17 protein-coding genes are annotated in these 17,419 nt (G+C 70.2%); 5 read left to right on the forward strand and 12 right to left on the reverse strand.

Going from position 1 to position 17,419, the window contains the following annotated elements; genetic code table 11:
* Nucleotides 1-105 precede the first annotated feature (105 nt).
* Genes AB0J24_RS22140 through AB0J24_RS22150 form a run of 3 tightly spaced genes read left to right on the forward strand, consistent with a single transcriptional unit; the run spans nt 106 to nt 3,527 of the window.
* Nucleotides 106-1,212 (forward strand): hypothetical protein, encoded by a 1,107-nt coding sequence (locus tag AB0J24_RS22140; RefSeq protein ID WP_358684249.1) that lies wholly within the window; start codon nt 106-108, stop codon nt 1,210-1,212.
* Nucleotides 1,213-1,254: 42 nt separating this feature from the next.
* A complete protein-coding gene (locus AB0J24_RS22145) occupies nt 1,255-2,160 on the forward strand; it encodes a hypothetical protein (protein ID WP_358684251.1) in 906 nt (301 codons plus the stop codon).
* A 5-nt stretch (nt 2,161-2,165) separates the two neighbouring features.
* Entirely contained in the window at nt 2,166-3,527 is a 1,362-nt protein-coding gene (locus AB0J24_RS22150; RefSeq protein WP_358684253.1) for a DUF1173 family protein, read from the forward strand.
* A gap of 48 nt (nt 3,528-3,575) precedes the next feature.
* Here AB0J24_RS22150 and AB0J24_RS22155 read toward each other — a convergent pair whose 3' ends face one another.
* Together AB0J24_RS22155 and AB0J24_RS22160 are read right to left on the reverse strand one after the other, a co-directional pair.
* Nucleotides 3,576-4,619 carry a hypothetical protein gene (locus AB0J24_RS22155; protein WP_358684255.1) on the reverse strand — a complete coding sequence of 348 codons (1,044 nt, stop codon included), beginning with the start codon at nt 4,617-4,619 and terminating at the stop codon, nt 3,576-3,578.
* A 563-nt stretch (nt 4,620-5,182) separates the two neighbouring features.
* Nucleotides 5,183-5,542 (reverse strand): hypothetical protein, encoded by a 360-nt coding sequence (locus AB0J24_RS22160; protein ID WP_358684257.1) that lies wholly within the window; start codon nt 5,540-5,542, stop codon nt 5,183-5,185.
* 398 nt (nt 5,543-5,940) lie between these two features.
* Between AB0J24_RS22160 and AB0J24_RS22165 the strand changes: the two genes are divergently transcribed.
* Nucleotides 5,941-6,141, forward strand: coding sequence for a hypothetical protein (locus AB0J24_RS22165; RefSeq protein WP_358684259.1), 201 nt, complete (start codon nt 5,941-5,943; stop codon nt 6,139-6,141).
* Nucleotides 6,142-6,518: 377 nt separating this feature from the next.
* On the opposite strand, the gene AB0J24_RS22170 is transcribed toward AB0J24_RS22165, so the two are convergent.
* From AB0J24_RS22170 to AB0J24_RS22180, 3 genes are all read right to left on the reverse strand, one after another.
* Nucleotides 6,519-6,734, reverse strand: a complete 216-nt coding sequence (locus AB0J24_RS22170) for a hypothetical protein (RefSeq protein ID WP_358684261.1) — start codon at nt 6,732-6,734, stop codon at nt 6,519-6,521.
* Nucleotides 6,735-7,795: 1,061 nt separating this feature from the next.
* Nucleotides 7,796-9,100, reverse strand: a complete 1,305-nt coding sequence (gene ribA, locus AB0J24_RS22175) for a GTP cyclohydrolase II (protein ID WP_358684263.1) — start codon at nt 9,098-9,100, stop codon at nt 7,796-7,798.
* Between the two features lie 60 nt (nt 9,101-9,160).
* Entirely contained in the window at nt 9,161-9,601 is a 441-nt protein-coding gene (locus tag AB0J24_RS22180) for an SRPBCC family protein (protein WP_358684265.1), read from the reverse strand.
* Nucleotides 9,602-9,682: 81 nt separating this feature from the next.
* Here AB0J24_RS22180 and AB0J24_RS22185 point away from each other — a divergent pair, with 81 nt between their 5' ends.
* A complete protein-coding gene (locus AB0J24_RS22185) occupies nt 9,683-10,564 on the forward strand; it encodes a LysR family transcriptional regulator (RefSeq protein WP_358684267.1) in 882 nt (293 codons plus the stop codon).
* Here AB0J24_RS22185 and AB0J24_RS22190 read toward each other — a convergent pair.
* From AB0J24_RS22190 to AB0J24_RS22220, 7 genes are all read right to left on the reverse strand, one after another.
* Nucleotides 10,561-11,352 carry a fumarylacetoacetate hydrolase family protein gene (locus AB0J24_RS22190; RefSeq protein WP_358684269.1) on the reverse strand — a complete coding sequence of 264 codons (792 nt, stop codon included), beginning with the start codon at nt 11,350-11,352 and terminating at the stop codon, nt 10,561-10,563. The two genes, AB0J24_RS22185 and AB0J24_RS22190, sit on opposite strands and share 4 nt — an antisense overlap.
* Before the next feature lie 50 nt (nt 11,353-11,402).
* On the reverse strand, nt 11,403-12,605 hold the full coding sequence (locus AB0J24_RS22195) for an LLM class flavin-dependent oxidoreductase (protein ID WP_358684271.1): 1,203 nt from the start codon (nt 12,603-12,605) through the stop codon (nt 11,403-11,405).
* Between the two features lie 46 nt (nt 12,606-12,651).
* The gene (locus tag AB0J24_RS22200) at nt 12,652-13,377 is read right to left on the reverse strand and encodes a hypothetical protein (RefSeq protein ID WP_358684273.1); all 726 of its coding nucleotides are present in this window, start codon (nt 13,375-13,377) and stop codon (nt 12,652-12,654) included.
* Nucleotides 13,374-14,957 carry a GMC family oxidoreductase N-terminal domain-containing protein gene (locus AB0J24_RS22205; protein ID WP_358684275.1) on the reverse strand — a complete coding sequence of 528 codons (1,584 nt, stop codon included), beginning with the start codon at nt 14,955-14,957 and terminating at the stop codon, nt 13,374-13,376. The genes AB0J24_RS22200 and AB0J24_RS22205 overlap by 4 nt, the downstream gene beginning before the upstream one ends.
* 18 nt (nt 14,958-14,975) lie before the next feature.
* Nucleotides 14,976-15,392 (reverse strand): heme-binding protein, encoded by a 417-nt coding sequence (locus AB0J24_RS22210; protein WP_358684277.1) that lies wholly within the window; start codon nt 15,390-15,392, stop codon nt 14,976-14,978.
* A gap of 44 nt (nt 15,393-15,436) precedes the next feature.
* Nucleotides 15,437-16,474 (reverse strand): alcohol dehydrogenase catalytic domain-containing protein, encoded by a 1,038-nt coding sequence (locus AB0J24_RS22215; protein ID WP_358684279.1) that lies wholly within the window; start codon nt 16,472-16,474, stop codon nt 15,437-15,439.
* A gap of 559 nt (nt 16,475-17,033) precedes the next feature.
* Nucleotides 17,034-17,419 (reverse strand): DDE-type integrase/transposase/recombinase (locus AB0J24_RS22220; RefSeq protein WP_358684281.1); only part of this gene is annotated, 386 nt, incomplete at its 5' end.

A 17,419-nucleotide genomic window follows, 5' to 3' on the forward strand; every position in this document is an offset into this window, starting at 1 on the left:
GTGGCCACACAGGACCGGGCCGGCCGCGATCGGCGCCCCGGCCTGCCCGGATCTGCCCGGTCTGACCTCGTCAGGTGAACCGAACTTCTCGAATCGGAGAATGTCATGATCGACTGGTCAAAGCCGATCGAGGCTCGACTCAGGCAGCTCGGAGAGAACCCATGGGGCTATCAGCGGTATCTGCCCGGTGGTCCCGCGAAGGTCAGTGCGGAGCTGGCCGAGCAGCGCCAGCGCGACGAGCTGGGCTGGACCGGGCAGGGTTGGGACGTTCCACCGAACGCGCTCCATGCGTTGGAGGCCCATCGCCTCGACATCGAGATCCGCGATCCGCAGCGCGAGTTCAACTACTGGCAGGAGACGCAGCAGAGGGCGGCCGAGAGGGCCGAGGCGGCGCAGGACCGGTGGGACCAGGTTCCGGTGGTGAAGAAGTGGTTGGGTCGCGACAAGCACGAGCGGGACGAGGTCGAGGTGGCCCAGCTGGTGTTGGACAGGATGACCAGGGAGGTGGAGCAGGCGCAGCAGCGGCTCGACGAGCTGGACGCGCAGCGCTCGGCGCTTCCGGAGATGGACCCCAGTGAGCGGGCGCGTGCGCTGGCGATGGGGTACTGGCACGGGGCGTCACCGCAGGCGGTGACCGAGACGGCCGCCCAGATGCGATCGACGCTCAGTGACCTGTGGTACGAGGGCGCCTTGCCCGAGGCCGACTACAAGCGGCACCTGTCGTTGTGGAAGCACGCCAGCGAGCAGGTCGTGGTGGATCAGCCGCCGCTGGCCGAGCAGCGCAACCGTGAGCTCGCCGAGCTCACGGCCCGCCACCAGGAGGCGCTCGCCCTCGCCCCGGTCCTGGAACAGGCCCGCGCGCTGCGGCAGGAGTTCCTTGCGTTGATGGATCGGGAGAACACCCCGTCCCCGCAGTACATGGCGGGTCTGACCGAGCACGAGGGTTTCACCGACGTCGATCCGGCGGTGATGGACCGTGCGGCGGACAGGGTGGTCGAGTTCGTGACCGCCCATCCGGAGATCCATCACCTGCAGGAGTGGGCCACCTGGGTGCGCGAACCCCAGACCGTGGCCGTCGGCGCCGCGGATCTCGAGGCCGACAGCGCCGGGCGGGAGCGCGGCCCCTACGAGGCTCTGCTCGAGCGCGCCGAGACCGTCGAGCCGGGTGAGACCGTCGAGCTCGACCACGACGAGCACGGTCTGGAACCGTGAGCAGCCGATCACCGCACCAGAGCCGGGGGAGGGGGTCGAGGGGTGAGCAGTGACGGACCCGACCCACCCCCGACCAGCGGCCCCGCCGGTGGCGGGCCCGGTCGGGGCCGGTCGTTGGCGGTGCAGGTCGGTGAGCAGCTGCGTGAGCTCGAGCAGAAGGTGGACCGCACCGCGGGGTACGTCGCGGACCTGGCCGGTCATGTCTCCGAGCTGGCCCCGCGCCTGGATGATCACGAGGCGGCGATCACCAGCCTGGTGGGGGCGGTGGAGGCCTCCGGTGCGGGCGGGTCGGGGCAGGAGCAGACGTCGCTGACCCCGGCGCTGGGCTGGTCACGGCTCGACCCGAGAGCCCGCCATCTGGCCTGGGATGCGTTGGGCACCTTCGTCGCCCAGGTCCTGTGCAGCGAGTACCGGCTCTCGCGGGTGGAGTTGCCCGACTGCTGGCCGGTGCACCCGCGGGCGGTGCGGGAGCTGGCGTGGCTGCGTAGCCTGCACGCCGATCTCGCCGAGCCCGGAGCGCGGGCGGATCTGGTCGCGGAGTGGCATGTGCGGTGGCTGCCCGCGGCGATCACCAACCTCGCAGCGGCCATCGATCCCCGCGAGTGCGCCCCGGGCCGGCACCGGGTCACCGAGGAGGAACGCCGCCTGTATCACGAGCGGCTGGCCGAGACCGAACGCCGCGGCGCCCCGGCGCCGGAGCTGAGCGGGGAGCGGGGCCCGGACCGGCCGCGGTATCTGCCCGATCGGTTCCCGCCGCGGCGCAGCTACCACGACGCCACCCTCACCGCCGCGGTGCTGCCGTTGTCGCTGGACCAGGCCACACCGGCACCGCCGAGCAGCCGGGACTGCTGGTGGGACTACTTCTGCGAGGCCCGCCACGCCGACACCGAACCCACCACCGAACCCACTGCCGGGCCCGCCGGGCCGGGTGCGGATCAGGGCCGGTGAGCCCGGTGGGGAGTCGGGGTCGCGGCCGCCCACCGGCGGTGCGGGGCCTGCGCAGCGCCTACCCCCGCACCCGTACCACCCACCACCACAGCGCCAGCCCCGGCGACGGTGCCGGTGCCGGTGGTGGCGGGGTGGCGGCGGGGTCGCGGGCCCGGGTGCGGTTGGCCGGGCGGGAGGTGGTGTTGTCGGCGCTGCGCCGCAGCCCGGGCGCCTACCGCGCACTGTTCGAGCAGGCCAAGGTCATGCAGGGGTGTGGCTGGTGTCTGTGCACCGCCCCGGCGCCGCGGCTGGTGATCCGCCACCGGGCCGGGATCTACTACCTGGCCTGCTGGCCCGGCGGCGGGAGTGAGCACACCCAGGGCTGCGAGTTCCACAACGACGGCGCCGCGTGGTCGGGGCGTGGGCAGTACCAGCGCGGCGCGCTCGACGAGGCCACCGACGGCAGCGCCAGCGTGGCCCTGTCGGTGCCGCTACGCCTGCGCACCGACACAGCCACGCCCAGCAGCACCTCTCGTGGCGGGATCGACTCCGGTGGGGTGGGGCGGTCGCGGATGAGCCTGCTGGGGCTGTTGCACTACCTGTGGGACCGCGCCGGATTGACCCGCTGCGACGAGCAGTCCCGGGACCGCCGCCCGGGCTGGGCGGGGGTCAGCCCGCGGCTGCAGGCCGCCACCGACGGGGTGTCGTCGGCCGGGCTGGATCTGGGGGAGAGCTGCTTCGTGGTCCCGCCGTTCGACCCGGCCGACCCCGACCGCCATCAGGGCGCGTTCGCCGCGTTCACCGGGCGGCTGGGCGAACACGCGGGCACGGTGCGCCGCGGTCTGGTGTGCGGCGCGGTCCGGTCGTGGACCCCGACCCGCTACGGGCAGCGCTGCGAGCTGCGCCATCACCGCGAACCGGTCTACTTCTCCGAGGCGCTGCACGCCCGTGTGGCCCGTGCGGCGCCGGTGGCGATGGCCGCTACCCGCCCGCCGGGCAGCGAGCAGATCGTGTTGGTGCTGGTGACCCGCACCGAACGGGGCTACCTGGCCGCGGCCGCGGCCGCGGTGATGCTGACCACCGCCGGGTTCGTGCCGGCCGAGTCCTCCCACGAGGTCGTCATGGCCGACGCCCTGAGCGCCGCCGGGCGCAGCTTCGTCAAACCCCTGCGCTACGACGCCACCACCCCGGTCCTGCCCGATTTCGTGCTCACCGACACCGACCCGCACACGGTGGTCGAAGTCTGGGGCATGGGCGAACGCGAGGACTACACCACCCGCAAACGGGACAAGATCGCCCACTACCACCGTGAAGCGATCCCGCTCATCGAGTGGGACACCCGCCACCCGCTGCCCGCCCTGCACCACCCCGGGCGCGGGAGCTCCTGACCCAGCCGCTACCGACACCCCGGCCGGAAAGGCCACCGTGAGGCCGGCTCACCGCGCGCGGCGGCCGCGCCGGCGCCGCGGCACCGCGGCGGCTCGTCGCGGCGCGGGGGTCGGTGGGGCGCCGCGGGCCTCGCGCAGCCGCCGTAGGTGCTCGCTGAGCGCCTCCTGGGCGGCCTGGCGAGCCCGCCGCCCGGCCGGGCGGTCGAGCAACGCCACCTCGAGCACCACGCCCCCGCCCGCAGCCCGTGCAGCACTGCTGGCCACCGGCGTAGTCGTGGTGGTGGTGGGGTCGGTGGCGCGCATGCGGCCGATCTGCACCGCCCGGATCTCGCCGAGACGCCCCTGCCAGGGCCGCAACCGGGCCCCGATGATCCGCAGCGGATCCCGCGCCCCGCAGCACAGGTCCCCACGCCGGATCCCCGGCCGATCCGGGTGGTACTCCAGGGCGTGCAGCAACCCCGACACGGTGGCACCGGCGTCCCACCACGGCTTGAACAGAGCCCGAGCACGCCAAATCTCGATCTTGCCAGCTTGTCGGCCTCCTAGGCCGAGATGCGAGAGCAAGGTCAACGTCGCCAGATTTCTGGCACCGGGGGTGTCGGGGACGTCGTAGGGGTGCCACCGGCGATCGGTGGTGAGTGGTGTCCGTCTGCCGCCCGTCAAGGGCTTAGGACTCACGTGAGGAGTGGGGAGGTCGCCACTTTCATCCACAGTGGCCTGACCTGCACTGCTGTGGAGGTACTGGTCGTCGGGGGTGATGTGGGGTGCGGGGGTGTGGGTGACCAGGGCGTAGGTCGGGGTGCGGCCGGTGTCGGTGCCGAGGAACTCCGCACTCGCACCGGCCTCGACCACGACCAACAGGCCGACCTCGCGGGCCCAGGCCAACACCCGGGACACCGTGCGGGTCGCGCGTGCCCCGGCCGCGCCGAGACGGTGGCTGGTCAACCCGGTGACCAACCCGGTGTCCCAGTCCATGTGCAGCACCAGACGCCGCAAGATCGCCGACCAGCTGCGGCGCTTGTCCGAACGCCAGTCCTGGTCGTCGATCAACCGGGCCAGGTGGTCGAACGCCTCCTGTTGAGAGGTCAGCACCCGGTAGTCGTGGTCGATGAAGTTCCGCCATCCCGGATGCGGTGCCCAACCGCGGGCATGCCGGGCACGGGCGCGGGCACGTCCGCGGACCAGGGCCCGCCGGCTCGGTGGCAGCGCACGGCTCGCCCGCCCCGGGCCCCCGGTCGGCCCCGTGCGGGCGCGCGCGGCCCGACCCCGCGGGGTACGGCGCGGCCCGCCGAGGGCGGGACGGACACCGAAGGTCGCGGCGGGTGGTTGCTCCCCGAGGGGGAGTTGGTGCAGCAGGCAGAGCTGGGAGGGGCCAGAAGCCAAGGTGAACGCGCCGTGCTCGTAACAGAGGGTGCAGAACCCGGTGCCCGCCGCGGGCGACGGACCTGGTTCTGGGCACGACGAACTCGCCCCGTGTCTGTGGTGGTCGGCTCCCGGCCCAGGATGTATCCTGGACACGCGAAAGCGCCCCTTCTTGGACGGTTGGGGATGGGCCCCGGTTCGCCGGGGCTACGGCGTCATCTCGGGTGGCATGACCGAGTGACGCGAGAGCGAACCGAGACGGCCCCCGGCCAGGGGGGCCGTCTCGTTCTCGTTTAGGAGGCCTTGGTCAGCGGCTGCTCCGAGGTTGTGTACTGGGCCGGGATCTGTCCCGGGACTTCGTTGCGATACCGCAGCCCCAGGTGCAGGAGGGCCCCCGCGACAAGGGAGATGCTGCGTGCACGGTTGCTCGCGATCGCGCGAACGGCTCGGTTGTCGTCGGTGGGGATCCGTGCGGTGAAGTCCGTCGACTCGGTCGGTGACAGGCGCTGAGGGAGGTGCTCAGGGAGTTCCTCGGAGTGCTGCAGCCCGATGTTGATCATTTTTGCGGCTGCCTCGGAGAGGTACCAGCCGCGGTTGGCTGCCAGCGCTCTGAGTGCCTGATCGTCTGCCAGCAGGACTCGCGGAAGAACCACTGCACGAGGGCCCTTCGACGGGCGCCCTGTTGGTCTCTTAGCCATGACTCGGGATCATGCCCTGATTTCTGAAAGCTCGCCGCTGTGACACGCCACAAAATTCCAGAAACTTGCGGGCGGGGTCCGGCCCGCGACATACCGGGCGAGGACATCGGCCAGCTGCAGGCTTGTGGCGGCCTCGGACGGTATGGCCATGGGGCGACTGCCGCGGTCGTCGAGCTTGGCTCGGGCGAGTCCGGTGGGTGCCGGTGAGCCTGGTCTCGACGCCGCTACATCCGTAGTGCTCTTCGTCAGGCACACGGGGAGAGCTGAGGGCGAGTCAGCCGCCTGGCCGAGGATCAGAACCGCGCCGTCGTACGGGTCAGGCGGTGGCGCGGGCTGGGTGGGAGACTTCTCCGGTGGCGACGACGTTTGCTGATCTGGAAGCCCGTGTACGCGGCTTGGAGTCGCGTGCGCAGCGGACTGAGGAGGACGTCACCGCGATCGTGACGACCGTGATCGAGACCCGGGATGACGTGCGTTGGCTCAAGCGTGCGGTGCAGGCCTTGCTCGACCATGCCGGCGTGGTGGTTGAGCCGGACGAGCCGAACGGCGAGTAGCGCTGCAGCGTCTCTGGCGAGGTCGCCGACGCCGGCGCCGCAAGCCGCCACTTCCTAGGCCCGGGAGGCATGCTGCTCGTGCACTCCGGGCCGGTGCGGTGCCTATCTGGCAGTCGGCCCCTTGTCGTCATCGAGGGCTCGCTCCGGTGGATCGGGACGCCTGCCGCACAGATGGTGGGGGACTGCCGTGCTGACGTGATCGTCGGCCAGGGCATGTCGGCTACCGGCGGGTGTTCCACCGCGTGCGGCCCCGTCTCTGCAGCAGCCCCCACTGATCCGCTATGTCCTGGCGAGGGCGACTCTGTAGGAGTGTACTGGCCTCGATGGTGGCGCCGGTGAAGGTGACCCGGTCCATGATCGCCGCGCTCACTGGCTCTTCACGACGTCGTGCGCTCGGTCCGAGGTGGCGTGGGACGCCAGCCCGCTTCGATCGCGCGGGAGGCGTGCTGCTCGGCGGTCAAGCGCCGGATCTTCCGGTCCCAGATCTGGCCCAGGGTGTGCTGTTCTACCCGGTCGTCGTAGGCGAGAGGATCGAGGATCGCGGCCAGCACGACGACGAGCTCGGCCTGATGGGCCTCAGCTGAGGTAGTCATGTCTGCCCTCCGGTGTGCGTGCCTGGGTAGGTCGTCGAGTTCGCGGTCGGCGGTGCCGGTGAGGGGGCCCCGACGACGGCGCGAACCAGCATCCTGGTCTCGCCGTCGGTCTACGCGAAGCCTGGTCGGTGCTGCTGGTCGGTGCAGGGCCCAACCGGTGTTTCACCAGTGGGTCCGGGCGTCGATGATGCTACCGCGGGGGTGGGTCGTGATGTCGCGCTTGTCAGCTCCGCCCTGGGTGGCGGCGGTGGTACTTCTGCAGGTCTCGGCCCTGGCGATCGGCCTGGGCGCAGCCCTGCATCCTGGTGCCACAGGGTACGGTGGGTCTTCTACTACGTAGATCCTGCTCGTCACCGGGGACCGGATTCCGCCGGGTCCGTGGATAGCGGGGCTGTTGTTCCTGCGTGTCGGGGTGTGCTGCTCGTCGTTGGCCGGTTCCTGCCAGTGATCGTCACCGCGTTGCGGGATGACGTTCGGTCGAGAAACACCCAGCCTCGACGAGGCTCTCACCCTCCTCGAGAACATCGCCGACGACGTCGACGCCCTCAACGACCGGATCCTCGCACTCCTCGAGGGAAGCCTGTGACCGCAATGGATATCGACGATGCTGTGCTCGCGGGGATGCGACATGTCGGGCTTGGGCAGCCCTGCCGGTGCAGATCCCGGCCGGCGACCCGCGCAGCTGAGAGCGCCTGGCCGTGAGCTTGGTCGCGCTGGGCCCAGATCACCTCCCAGGCCCGCGGCCGACCTGCCGCGACCGCGGCAAGCCTGCGGTCGTCGAGCCGATCCAGCAGCCACCAGCACGTCGAGTACTACGAGTACGCGGACCGCGCCACGGTGGGCGACGGCGTGTCGATCGTGCACCGGGAGCCCCGTCTCGCCCAGACCGGAGGTCACGACACCGACCCTCCGCGGTGCCGCCGCCGAGCTTCTGCGCGACCGCGCCGATCGCGGCCCACTGCGAGTCGTAGTTCGGGGTGACCTCGGCGACCGTCCGCACCGCTCGCTCACGCAGCTCCGGGTGGGTAGTGCTGGGACCGACGTGTCATGACTCCATCTCCTCACAAGATCGAGTCTCCCGACACGCCGGGGTGATTCAGACCGCCTTCGGAGACAGGCAAGTCCAGCAGGTGGCCCAGCCGGTCACGCTTCGTCGTCAGGTAGGCGATGTTGTGCCGGTTCGTCGAGGTCGTGGTGGTGACACGCTCGACGATCCGGATGCTGTACTCGGCGATGCCGGCGTACTTCTCCGGGTTGTTCGTGATCAGTCGAACGGCGGTCACGCCGAGGTCGGCCAGGATCGCCGCACCGACGCCGTAGTGACGGTTGTCGACGGGCAGGCCAAGGCGCAGGTTGGCGTCGACGGTGTCCAGCCCGAGCTGTTGCTGAAGCTGGTAGGCGCGCATCTTGTGGCCGATGCCGATTCCGCGGCCCTCATGACCGCGCAAGTACACGAGCACGCCGCGGCCGGCGGCCCGGATCATGTGTAGGGCGGTGTCGAGCTGCTCCCCACAGTCGCACCGTTCGGAGCCGAACACGTCACCGGTCAGGCACTCGCTGTGCACTCGTACCAACGGCGGGTCATCCGCGGCGCCGATTTCGCCGTCCGCGTCACGCAGCACGAGCGCGACGTGCTCGGTGCCGTCGGCGCGGCTTCGGAAGGCCACCGTCTCAAAGGGCCCGTGGCGGGTGGGGATCATAGCGGAGCCTTCGCGTTCTACGACGGAGTCGATCCGGCGGCGGTGCCGCAGCAGATCCGCGACAGTGAGGACAGGCAGTTCGTGTTCCTCGGCGAAGTTCAAGGCGCCCTGTCCGCGAAGCATGCCGGTGCGGTCGGGCGTAACTAGCTCGCAAAGCAGGGTGGCCTCGGCACAACCGGCGGCACGGGCGAGGTCCACGGCGGCTTCGGTGTGGCCCTGCCGTTCGAGAACACCGCCCGGGCGGGCGCCGAGCGGAATCACGTGGCCAGGCCGGCTCAGGTCCGCGGGCCGGGTGCTCGCGGCGGCCAATGCGCGGCAGGTCTTGGCACGGTCGGCAGCCGAGATCCCGGTGGTGGTGTCGTGGATCGTATCGACAGTGGTCAGGTAGGCCGTCCCGTGCGGGTCGGTGTTGTGGGTGACCTGAGGGCGGAGGTCGAGGGCGGTGGCCCGCTCTGTGGAGAGCGCGACGCAGAGGAAGCCGGAGGTGTGGGCGAGGAAGAAGGCCACCTTCTCGGTGGTGGCGTGCTCGGCCGCGAGGAAGAGGTCGGCTTCGTTCTCGCGGTCGTCGTCGTCGAGGACCACGACCATGCCGCCGGAGGCCAGCGCCGCGACGGCGCGGGCGACGGCGGTGTCGGCCGGGTCCGGGATGGGGGTTGGCTCGGTCATGGTCTCCTACTTGGGTCCGGGCGGTGGGGCCGGCGGCCCGTGCCGGCGGCCCCGATCCGCTCAGCGTGCAGTGAATTTGGCCTTGATGGTGGCGAGCCCGGGCGAGTAGATCCCGGATGCGAGGAGGTCGTCACAGGACTTGGCGTCCTCGGCCTGGCAGTCGTAGGTGCTGGACCAGTCCACGAAACTCTGACCGGACTCGGAGATCAGGTGCACCCGCATGGTCGAGTAGTAGCCGGAGAAGGCGAACGGACCCTCGGTCAGGTGATAGACGAGTGTGCGGGCGGCGTCGTCGATCCCGATCAGGGTCTCCTTCACGACACCGCCGTCGGACAGCACCATCACGCGTTCGCAGCCGATCTGGTCGGACGGCTTGCCGTCGGTGATCTCGGAGGTCGAGACGATGTCCAGGTAATCCGGGGTACGGTTGAAGTCTCGGATGTAGGCCCAAACCGCGTCGGGGTGGGCGTCGATCACTGCGCTGGAGAACGAGCGAGGCACGGCGGGTTCCTCTCGTGTGTCACCGTCGTTGGTGAACGGGACCGGGTCCCGTTCCAAAGGACTGTGTGGAAGGGTTCAGGAATGGAACTGAGGCAGCTGCGCTATTTTGTGGCCGTCGCGCGGCACCTCCATTTCGGTCGGGCGGCCCAGGAGTTGAACATGGCCCAGCCCCCGCTGAGCCAGCAGATCAAGCGGCTTGAGAACGAGCTGGGCGTGCAACTCCTAGAACGGACGAGCAGGCAGGTCGAGCTCACTGAAGACGGGCGGCAACTGCTGGAGGCCGCCGACCGCGTGCTCAGCGAGTCCAGCCATTTTGTCGACTTGGCTCGCCGGCTGCGCAACGGCCACGCCGGCCGGCTCCGAATCGGGTTCGCCTTCTCCGTGCTGAACTGGGGGCTCGCTGCGCGGTTGCGCAGCTTCCGCGAGGCCTTCCCCGGGGTCGACATCACAGTCGTGCAGATGCGGCTCATGGAGCAGGCCGAGTCGTTGACGGATGGGACCATCGACGTCGGTTTCTGTTTGTCCACCGTGGACGCGGAGCACCTCTCGGTCACCCCGCTCGGGGAGGAGCCCATCGTCGCGGTCCTCCCGGTCGGCCACCGGCTCGTCGACCGGGAGACTGTCCGGCTGGCGGACCTGTCCACCGAGACCTTCGTGGGATTTCACACCTCGCGCAGCGGCGACGGGCAGAACAACTTCATCGCCCAGGCCTGCGTCGAGGCAGGCTTCCGACCGCGGTTCACCTACCACGGCGAGCAGATCCACACGATGATCCACATGGTCGCTGCCGGGTTCGGCGTGACCTTGGTGCCCAGCTGCGACCAGGCTGTCGCCGTCGACGGGGCGATCTACCGGGCGATCACCCCGCCGTCACCGACGGTGCAGCTGTCCGTCCTGCGTCATCGCCACTGGCGCAACGCGATCGTGGACCGCCTGGTCGAGCACGTCACCCACGGCACCTAGGGCGCCACGAGTTCCTGGCGCAGCGTGCCGACGCCCTCGATCCAGCTTTCTAGCACGTCTCCGGCCTTCAGATACTCCGGTGGGGTGCGCCCAAGCCCAACGCCGGCCGGCGTACCGGTGAAGATCAGGTCCCCGGGGTACAGGGTCAGGATCTTCGAGAGCCGCTCGAACAGGACCGGCACGTCGTAGACCATCTCCCGGGTCCGGGCATCCTGCACAACCGTGCCGTTGAGTGTGCAAGTCAGGCGCAGGTCGTCCGGGTCCGGCACCTCGTCGAGGGTGACCAGGTGCGGGCCGATCGGGGCGAAGCCCGCGTGCGACTTGCCCAGCGAGAACTGCGCTGGGTTGCCGACGAACTGGTCGTCGCGCTCGGACAGGTCCTGCCCGACGCTCAGCCCGGCGACGTGCGACCACGCATCAACGGCGGGGACGTTTCGGGCGGTGCGCCCGACCGTCACGACGAGCTCCACCTCCCAGTCCACGGCTTTGCCTGGCAGCACCACCTGGCCCTCGGGCCCGGTGATGCTAGAAGCGAACTTGGTGAACACCGTCGGCAACTCGGTGGGCACCTCGAAGCCGCCCTCCGCGGCGTGTTCGGAGTAGTTCAACCCGATGGCCACGATCTGCCGCGGCCGCCCCACCGGCGCGTCCAGCGCACTCGCCGGGACATTCGGGGTCGCGTCGTCGAGAGAGAACCCTGGGGCAGCCTCGGTGAACTCTTCCCACCTTTCCAAGACAGCCTGCAGATCGGCGGGAAACATGCCTGCGCTGGCCTTCTCGACGTCCACCAGGCCAGCGGGCGCGACCAGCTGCGCCCGGCCGCGGAGGACCGCGAGCCTCATTTGCGGATGCCCATCTTCTTCAGGATCGGGAAGATGTCGTCCTGCATCTGGTGTAGGCCCTTCTGCGGGTCCGCGAAGCAGATCAGCAGGGATTCGATGCCTACTTCGTGCAGCGCACGGATCTTCTCCGCGACGGTCTCCGGCGACCCGGTGAGCTGCGGGGAGGAGAAGCCGAGGCTGAACGACTCGACGAACTCCTTTCCCATGCCGCGGTACTTGTCGTCCACGACCTCGATGTTGTCCTTCTCACCGGCGCCGAAGGTGTCGATACCACGCAGCGCGTCGAAGTAGCCGTAGACGGCGTCCACGTCGACCTGCTCGCGGTAGTACGCCATCTTCTCCTCAGCGAGCTCGTCCGTCGCCTCGATCAGGGCCCAGGACATCGTCGCGGCGCGGAGCTGGCGCTCGTACTTGGCGGCCAGGGAGTGGATTTGGTTGATCTTCTCCACGTACTCCGCCCTGTTCGGCGCCACCGTGAACGCCCAGTCGACGTTACGAGCGGCGAACTCCAGGCCCTTCGGCGAGCCACCGGCGTTCATCAGGAACGGGCGGGGGCGCCGGGTCGGTCCGGGGGCCACGACGGCCCCATAGGTCTGGTAGTACTTGCCCTCGAAGGTGAACGGCTCGGTCTCGTGCCAGAGGTGCTTCATGAGGACCACGAACTCCTCGGCCATGTCGTAGGCCTCGTCGTGATCCATCGGATCGGTTGCGCCGAAGGCGGCGCGCTCCTGCTGCTGGTAGCCCGAGACGACATTCAGGCCCCAGCGACCGCCCGAGATGTGGTCGATGGTCGCACCGAACTTCGCGATGTGCAGCGGGTGGAAGCCGTAGGTGATGTGCGCCGTGGAGACCAATCCGAGGGTGTTCGTGATCGGCGCGGTGGCGGCGGCTGTGGCGAGGAAGTCCAGGGCAGCACCGTTGAAGTTTGTGACGCCGCCGGAGCCCAGCCAGCGGCCGAAGGGCACCTGGTAGTCGAAGCCGATGCGCTCGGCCAGCTCGATGAGGTACCGCGAGTTCGGCCAGCGCCAGTAGTCGGCGAGACGGTCCTCGTCCTCCAGAACCGCCTTGGAGATGGTCATGCCCGCGCGGACGTTCCAGCCGAAGAAGCCGAGCTCCAGCGGCTGGCCGGTGCGGGTGTCGGGCTGGCCGCCCGGGTCGAACGGGCCGGTAATCTGATCGACCTTCTTGAACTGGGCCATGGCGTGTGTCTCCTGTCGTCGGTGACGTAAACGGGCCGGTCGGGGCTCAGCCCGCGGCAGTGGCCGGATCGGCGGACTCGAGCTCGACGAGCAAGCGGTAGCGGCCGACCCGGCCGATGCCGTCCGCCCCGCCGCGGATGTGCTCGGCCCCGGCGCGCACCTCGTCGAGAGCGGCCGACCAGGCCTCCGGGCGGGCGAGCTCCACGACGACGATCCAGACCGGGACCGAGTCGGCGGCCGAGGTAACCCGCCCCTCGTCGGTCCGGCTCTTGGCCGAGGTGATCTCGGCGTCGTTGCGGTAGAGGTGCAGCGAGACGGCGTCGAAGCTCTCGGTGAGCCTGACCGCCACCTTGCGCAGGTGCTCGACGAACGCCTCACCGGAGTCGTCGAGCAGGTCCAGCTGCGCGGTCAGCACGTGCGCCGCGCTGCCCTGCCCAGCGGACAGGGCCAGTGAGCAGGCCGCCCGCTGGGCGAAGGTGAACGTGGCGGATATCTTTCTCGTCCAGTCGGTCGGCGCGTTGAGCCGCTCCAGGTAGGGCGCCGAGTCCAGCACGTCGACGTCGTCGGTCTCGTAGAGGGCCAGGAAGCGCCCGGCACCCGGGTCGGAACCGTTCTCGGCGACGAACCGACGCCCCCGCGCGAAGCCCGGGGTGCCGACCCGCTCGGGCAGATGTTGGAACGTGTACCAGTGATCGAACTCGGCCTCGACATCGGCCGGGACGTCAATCCAGTTGATCAGAGCGCCTGCCCCGGCGAGTGTCCGGAAACTCATGCGATGACCTCTCGGTTCTGCGCGGGCGCTCGATGGCCCCCGCGGTGCGTTGCGATCAGGTCGGCGGCGCGCCAGGCGAGCATCAGGGTGGGCGCGTTGGTGTTACCGGAGGTGACCTCCGGCATGACCGAGGCGTCTGCCACCCGCACGTTGGGGCTCCCGTTGAGCCGCAGCGACGGGTCGACCACCGCGCCCGGGTCCGAGCCCATCCGGCAGGTGCCGACCGGGTGGAACCAGGTGTCGACGGCCCGGGCAACGTAGGCCCGCAACGCGCCCTCGTCCGTGGCGGCCGGTCCCGGGTACACCTCCTCGCCCACCCACTCCACAAGCTCGGGGGAGCGGACGAGGTCGCGGGAGACCCGGATGGCATCGAGGAAGGTGCGCACGTCGGCGTCGTCGCCGAGGTACCCGGGGTCGAGCCGCGGAGTATCCGTTGGTGAACCGGAGCGCAGCGTCAGCGACCCGCGGCTACGGGGCTTGAGCACCGACGGGTACAGCGAGAACGCGTTGTCCGGTATCGGCAGTCCTTCCGCACAGAACGGCACGTGCAGGATGCCGTACTGCAGGTTCGGCGCCAGGGCGTCCGGTGTGCTGCGGCAAAACAGCCCGACCTCGCTGTGTTGGTTGCTCCCGGCCGGGATTAGCCGCCGGGAGCGCCAGGTCAGGGCCACGCCGGGGTGGTCGTGCAGGTTCTGCCCGACGCCGGGGGCCGAGATCACCACGTCGATACCGTGCTCGCGCAGCTGGTCGGGATCGCCGACCCCGGAGAGCATCAGCAGGTGCGGCGAGCTCAGCGAGCCCGCAGTGAGGACGACCTCGCCGGCCACGGCCGGGCGGTTCAGATGTCCGTCACGCTCGTACTCGACGTGGGTCGCACGACCGCCCGGGGTGAACCGGATCCGGCGCACATGCGCGTCGCCCACCACGGTGAGGTTGGGCCGGTGGAGGACAGGCTCGAGAAAGGCGCGGTAGGCACTCTGCCGAACCCCGCCTGCGACGGTCAACTGGTTCCAGCCGACCCCCCCAGGCTCGGGGTCGCCGTTGAGGTCGTCGAGGAACGGGTGGCCGCGCTCGATCGCCGCCGCGACGAACGCCCGCGACAGCGGGTTGGTATCCCGGGGCAGCGACACCCGCAGCGGCCCGTCAACGCCGCGGGCCACCGGGTCACCGAGCGGGTAGGACTCGATCGCCTTGAAAGCCGGCAGGACGTCGTCCCAGCTCCAGCCGGCGGCGCCGAGCTCGGTCCACGCCGTGAAGTCCCGCTCGGTGCCACGCACCCAGACCAGCGCGTTGATGCTGCTGCTGCCCCCGATCACCCGACCGCGGGGCCAGCGGATCTCCCGGCCCTGCGCGTGGGACTGCGGCTCGGTCCGCAGCGCCCAGTCGACAGAGCTGCCCCACAGGTTCGCCCACTCGCGGGGGTCGTCGACGGCTGCGGGCGGGTGCAGCGACCCGGCCTCGAGCAGCAGCACCGAGATGTCCGGGTCCTCGGACAGCCGGGCGGCCAGCACGCAACCGGCGGAGCCGCCGCCCACGACGATGTAGTCGTAGGCGCGCTCGCCGACGGAAGAGGAGGACATTGAGCGGGTCATCGGGTATCAGTTCAGGACGGCGAGGCCGGCCGCGGCGATCTCGAGGTCCTGGTCCGGCGTACCGCCCGAGGCGCCGATGCCGCCGACGACCTGGCCGTCGACGGTGATCGGGAGACCGCCGGCAAGTGGGCAGAATCGTGCGATGCTGTTGAGGCCGAAGCCGAACGACGGGTCGGCCTGCGCGACGTCGTACCACTGGCCGGTCGGGCCGCCAGTCGCGGCGCTGGTGTACGCCTTGTCCTGGGCGACCCCGACGCTGGCCAGGATGGAGCCGTCCATTCGCACGAGCGACTTCAGCACACCGCTCTCGTCCACCGCGGCGATTGTGGAGGGGACGCCGATCTCGTGGGCCTTGGCCTCGGCGGCGGCGATCACTTTCGCGGCAGTGCCAGCGTCGAGGGCTGGGCGGACGTTGGGGGACATAGGGTTCTCCTTCTCCAATCGGGGACGGTGGTTCGGGGGCCCGATCAGGGGACCAACACGGCGCGGCCCTCGATGGCGCCGGCGAGAAGGTCCGCGATGGCGGCCTCGGCCTGGTCGAGCGGGAAGACAGTGTGGGGCGACTCGAGCGGGGCCCCGTGCATCGTGACGAGCCGGGAGAGCTCGGAGTGGGTGCCGACGATGTTCGACACGATCGACAGCTCGCGCACGACGATGTCGAGGGTGTTGACGGTCAGGTCCGGGCCGGCGCCGACGAGCGAGAGCACACCGCCCTTTCGCAGCATGGCCACCCCAGCCGCGGCCGAACCGGGGGCGCCAGCGAAGTCCATGACCACGTCCGCGCCCCCGTCGGTACGGGAGCGGACGGCCTCGACGGCGGCATCGGCGCCACCCGCCGGGAGGGCGGTCGCGCCGAAGCCCTCCGCGGTGCGCAGCCGGTCCGGGCTGGTGTCCGCGACCAGGACGGTCGCCCGGCTGCCCGCCAGCAGGAGCTGGACGGCGAAGTGCCCCACGCCGCCAGAGCCGATGACGACGACGACCGAGCCCGGGACCAGCCGGTCCCGGATGCGCTCGACGGCGTGGAAGGCGGTGAGCCCGGCGTCGGAGTAGGGTGCGAGCGCGGCGAGCCCCTCGTCGTCCGTGCCGTCCGCTACCGGAACGACGGCGCGCTCCCCGACCCGAACGAGCTCGGCCCAGCCGCCCCAGGTCTTCGCGTCGACCCCGGCGAACATGCTGTTAGCGCAGTACATGTCGGCGCCGCGGCGGCAGCCAGCGCAGTACCCGCAGGTGCTCAGCGGGTGGAGGACGACCGGCTGGCCGACCCGCAGGCTCCCCACCTCCGCGCCGACCGCCTCGATTACGCCAGCCGTTTCGTGGCCGGGGACGTAAGGGAACTCGGGCATGCCGTAGGCAGACACGAGCCCGCCGTGGAGGGTCTCGACGTCGGTCCGGCAGACTCCGGCGGCGCGCACCCGGACGATCACGTCGTGGCCGGAGCGGAGCTTCGGGTCCGGGGCCTCCCGGATGGTCAGCTTTCCGAACTCCTCGATTACTGCGGCGCGCACAGCAGCTCCTCGTCCTCTGAACGTCGTCGGTCAGGACCACGGCTCGGCGTGGTCTTCGGCCACCGTTCGGGAATACCTCCCAGCAACGGCGACCACTATCGATCTCGCCCGAAGCACTGGTCAATATCACAACAATATCAGTATTTACTCATTGCATACTCAGTAGATATCAATCTCTGGGGCGTCCTCCATCACCGGGGTACCGCCGTATCGTGTGAGACGGCATCCTCACAGCTCAGAGCACCCTCATTCGGAGAAGCGAGCTTGGGGGCAGGCGATCCGCTGCCGGATCGGTACCGTTGCTGCCGAGAGGGTTTAGCTTGATCTTTAACCTGTGCCGGTTCGGCCGGTCGCGGCGGTAGCCGTGCGTTTCCCGACGTCGCGGCGGGTGGCGCGGTGCCGGTTGCGGGACCCGGGTGGGCGACCGAGCCCTGGCCGGCTGGGTCTCGGTGCTCTGGCTGGGCGGCTGGTCTTCGCGCGTAGGTGGCGAAACCCGCGACGGACCCGCGCCGGGGTCAGCCGCCCCGGCTCGGCGGGGCGCTCCCAGCGGCACCGCAGATCAGCGGCGAGGGGCGGGCCAGCCCGTAGCATTGGCGTCCACCCGAGTGGTGTGTGACCGCCCGGTGACGGGCGAAGCCTGGGGTAGGGCCATCCCGACAGCGTCGAGGACCAGCTCACGGCGCAGATGGTCGGTCATCGACCAGCCCACGACCCGACGCGTGCAGGCGTCGATGACCACGGCGAGGTAGAGGAATCCTTCCCAGGTCCGCAGGTAGGAGATGTCGGCGACCCACAGCTGGTCAGGTCGCTCGGTGTGGAACCGGCGCTTGACCAGATCGGGGGCCACCGAGCCGGCCGTGACGCGGGAACGCTTCTTACCGTGACGGCGCCGGTGGATGCCCTCGATACCGGCCACGCTCATCAGTCGGGCCACGCGCTTGCGGT

Origin of the sequence: Pseudonocardia sp. NPDC049635, assembly GCF_040659795.1 — a bacterium.
Lineage (GTDB): Bacteria > Actinomycetota > Actinomycetes > Mycobacteriales > Pseudonocardiaceae > Pseudonocardia.

Bases quoted from the DNA above. Each gene is read 5' to 3' on its own strand.
- AB0J24_RS22210 (WP_358684277.1), bottom strand. From the start codon at position 15,392: ATGTCCCCCAACGTCCGCCCAGCCCTCGACGCTGGCACTGCCGCGAAA.
- AB0J24_RS22140 (WP_358684249.1), top strand. From the start codon at position 106: ATGATCGACTGGTCAAAGCCGATCGAGGCTCGACTCAGGCAGCTCGGA.
- AB0J24_RS22170 (WP_358684261.1), bottom strand. From the start codon at position 6,734: ATGACTACCTCAGCTGAGGCCCATCAGGCCGAGCTCGTCGTCGTGCTG.
- ribA (WP_358684263.1), bottom strand. From the start codon at position 9,100: ATGACCGAGCCAACCCCCATCCCGGACCCGGCCGACACCGCCGTCGCC.
- AB0J24_RS22195 (WP_358684271.1), bottom strand. From the start codon at position 12,605: ATGGCCCAGTTCAAGAAGGTCGATCAGATTACCGGCCCGTTCGACCCG.
- AB0J24_RS22205 (WP_358684275.1), bottom strand. From the start codon at position 14,957: ATGTCCTCCTCTTCCGTCGGCGAGCGCGCCTACGACTACATCGTCGTG.
- AB0J24_RS22200 (WP_358684273.1), bottom strand. From the start codon at position 13,377: ATGAGTTTCCGGACACTCGCCGGGGCAGGCGCTCTGATCAACTGGATT.
- AB0J24_RS22185 (WP_358684267.1), top strand. From the start codon at position 9,683: ATGGAACTGAGGCAGCTGCGCTATTTTGTGGCCGTCGCGCGGCACCTC.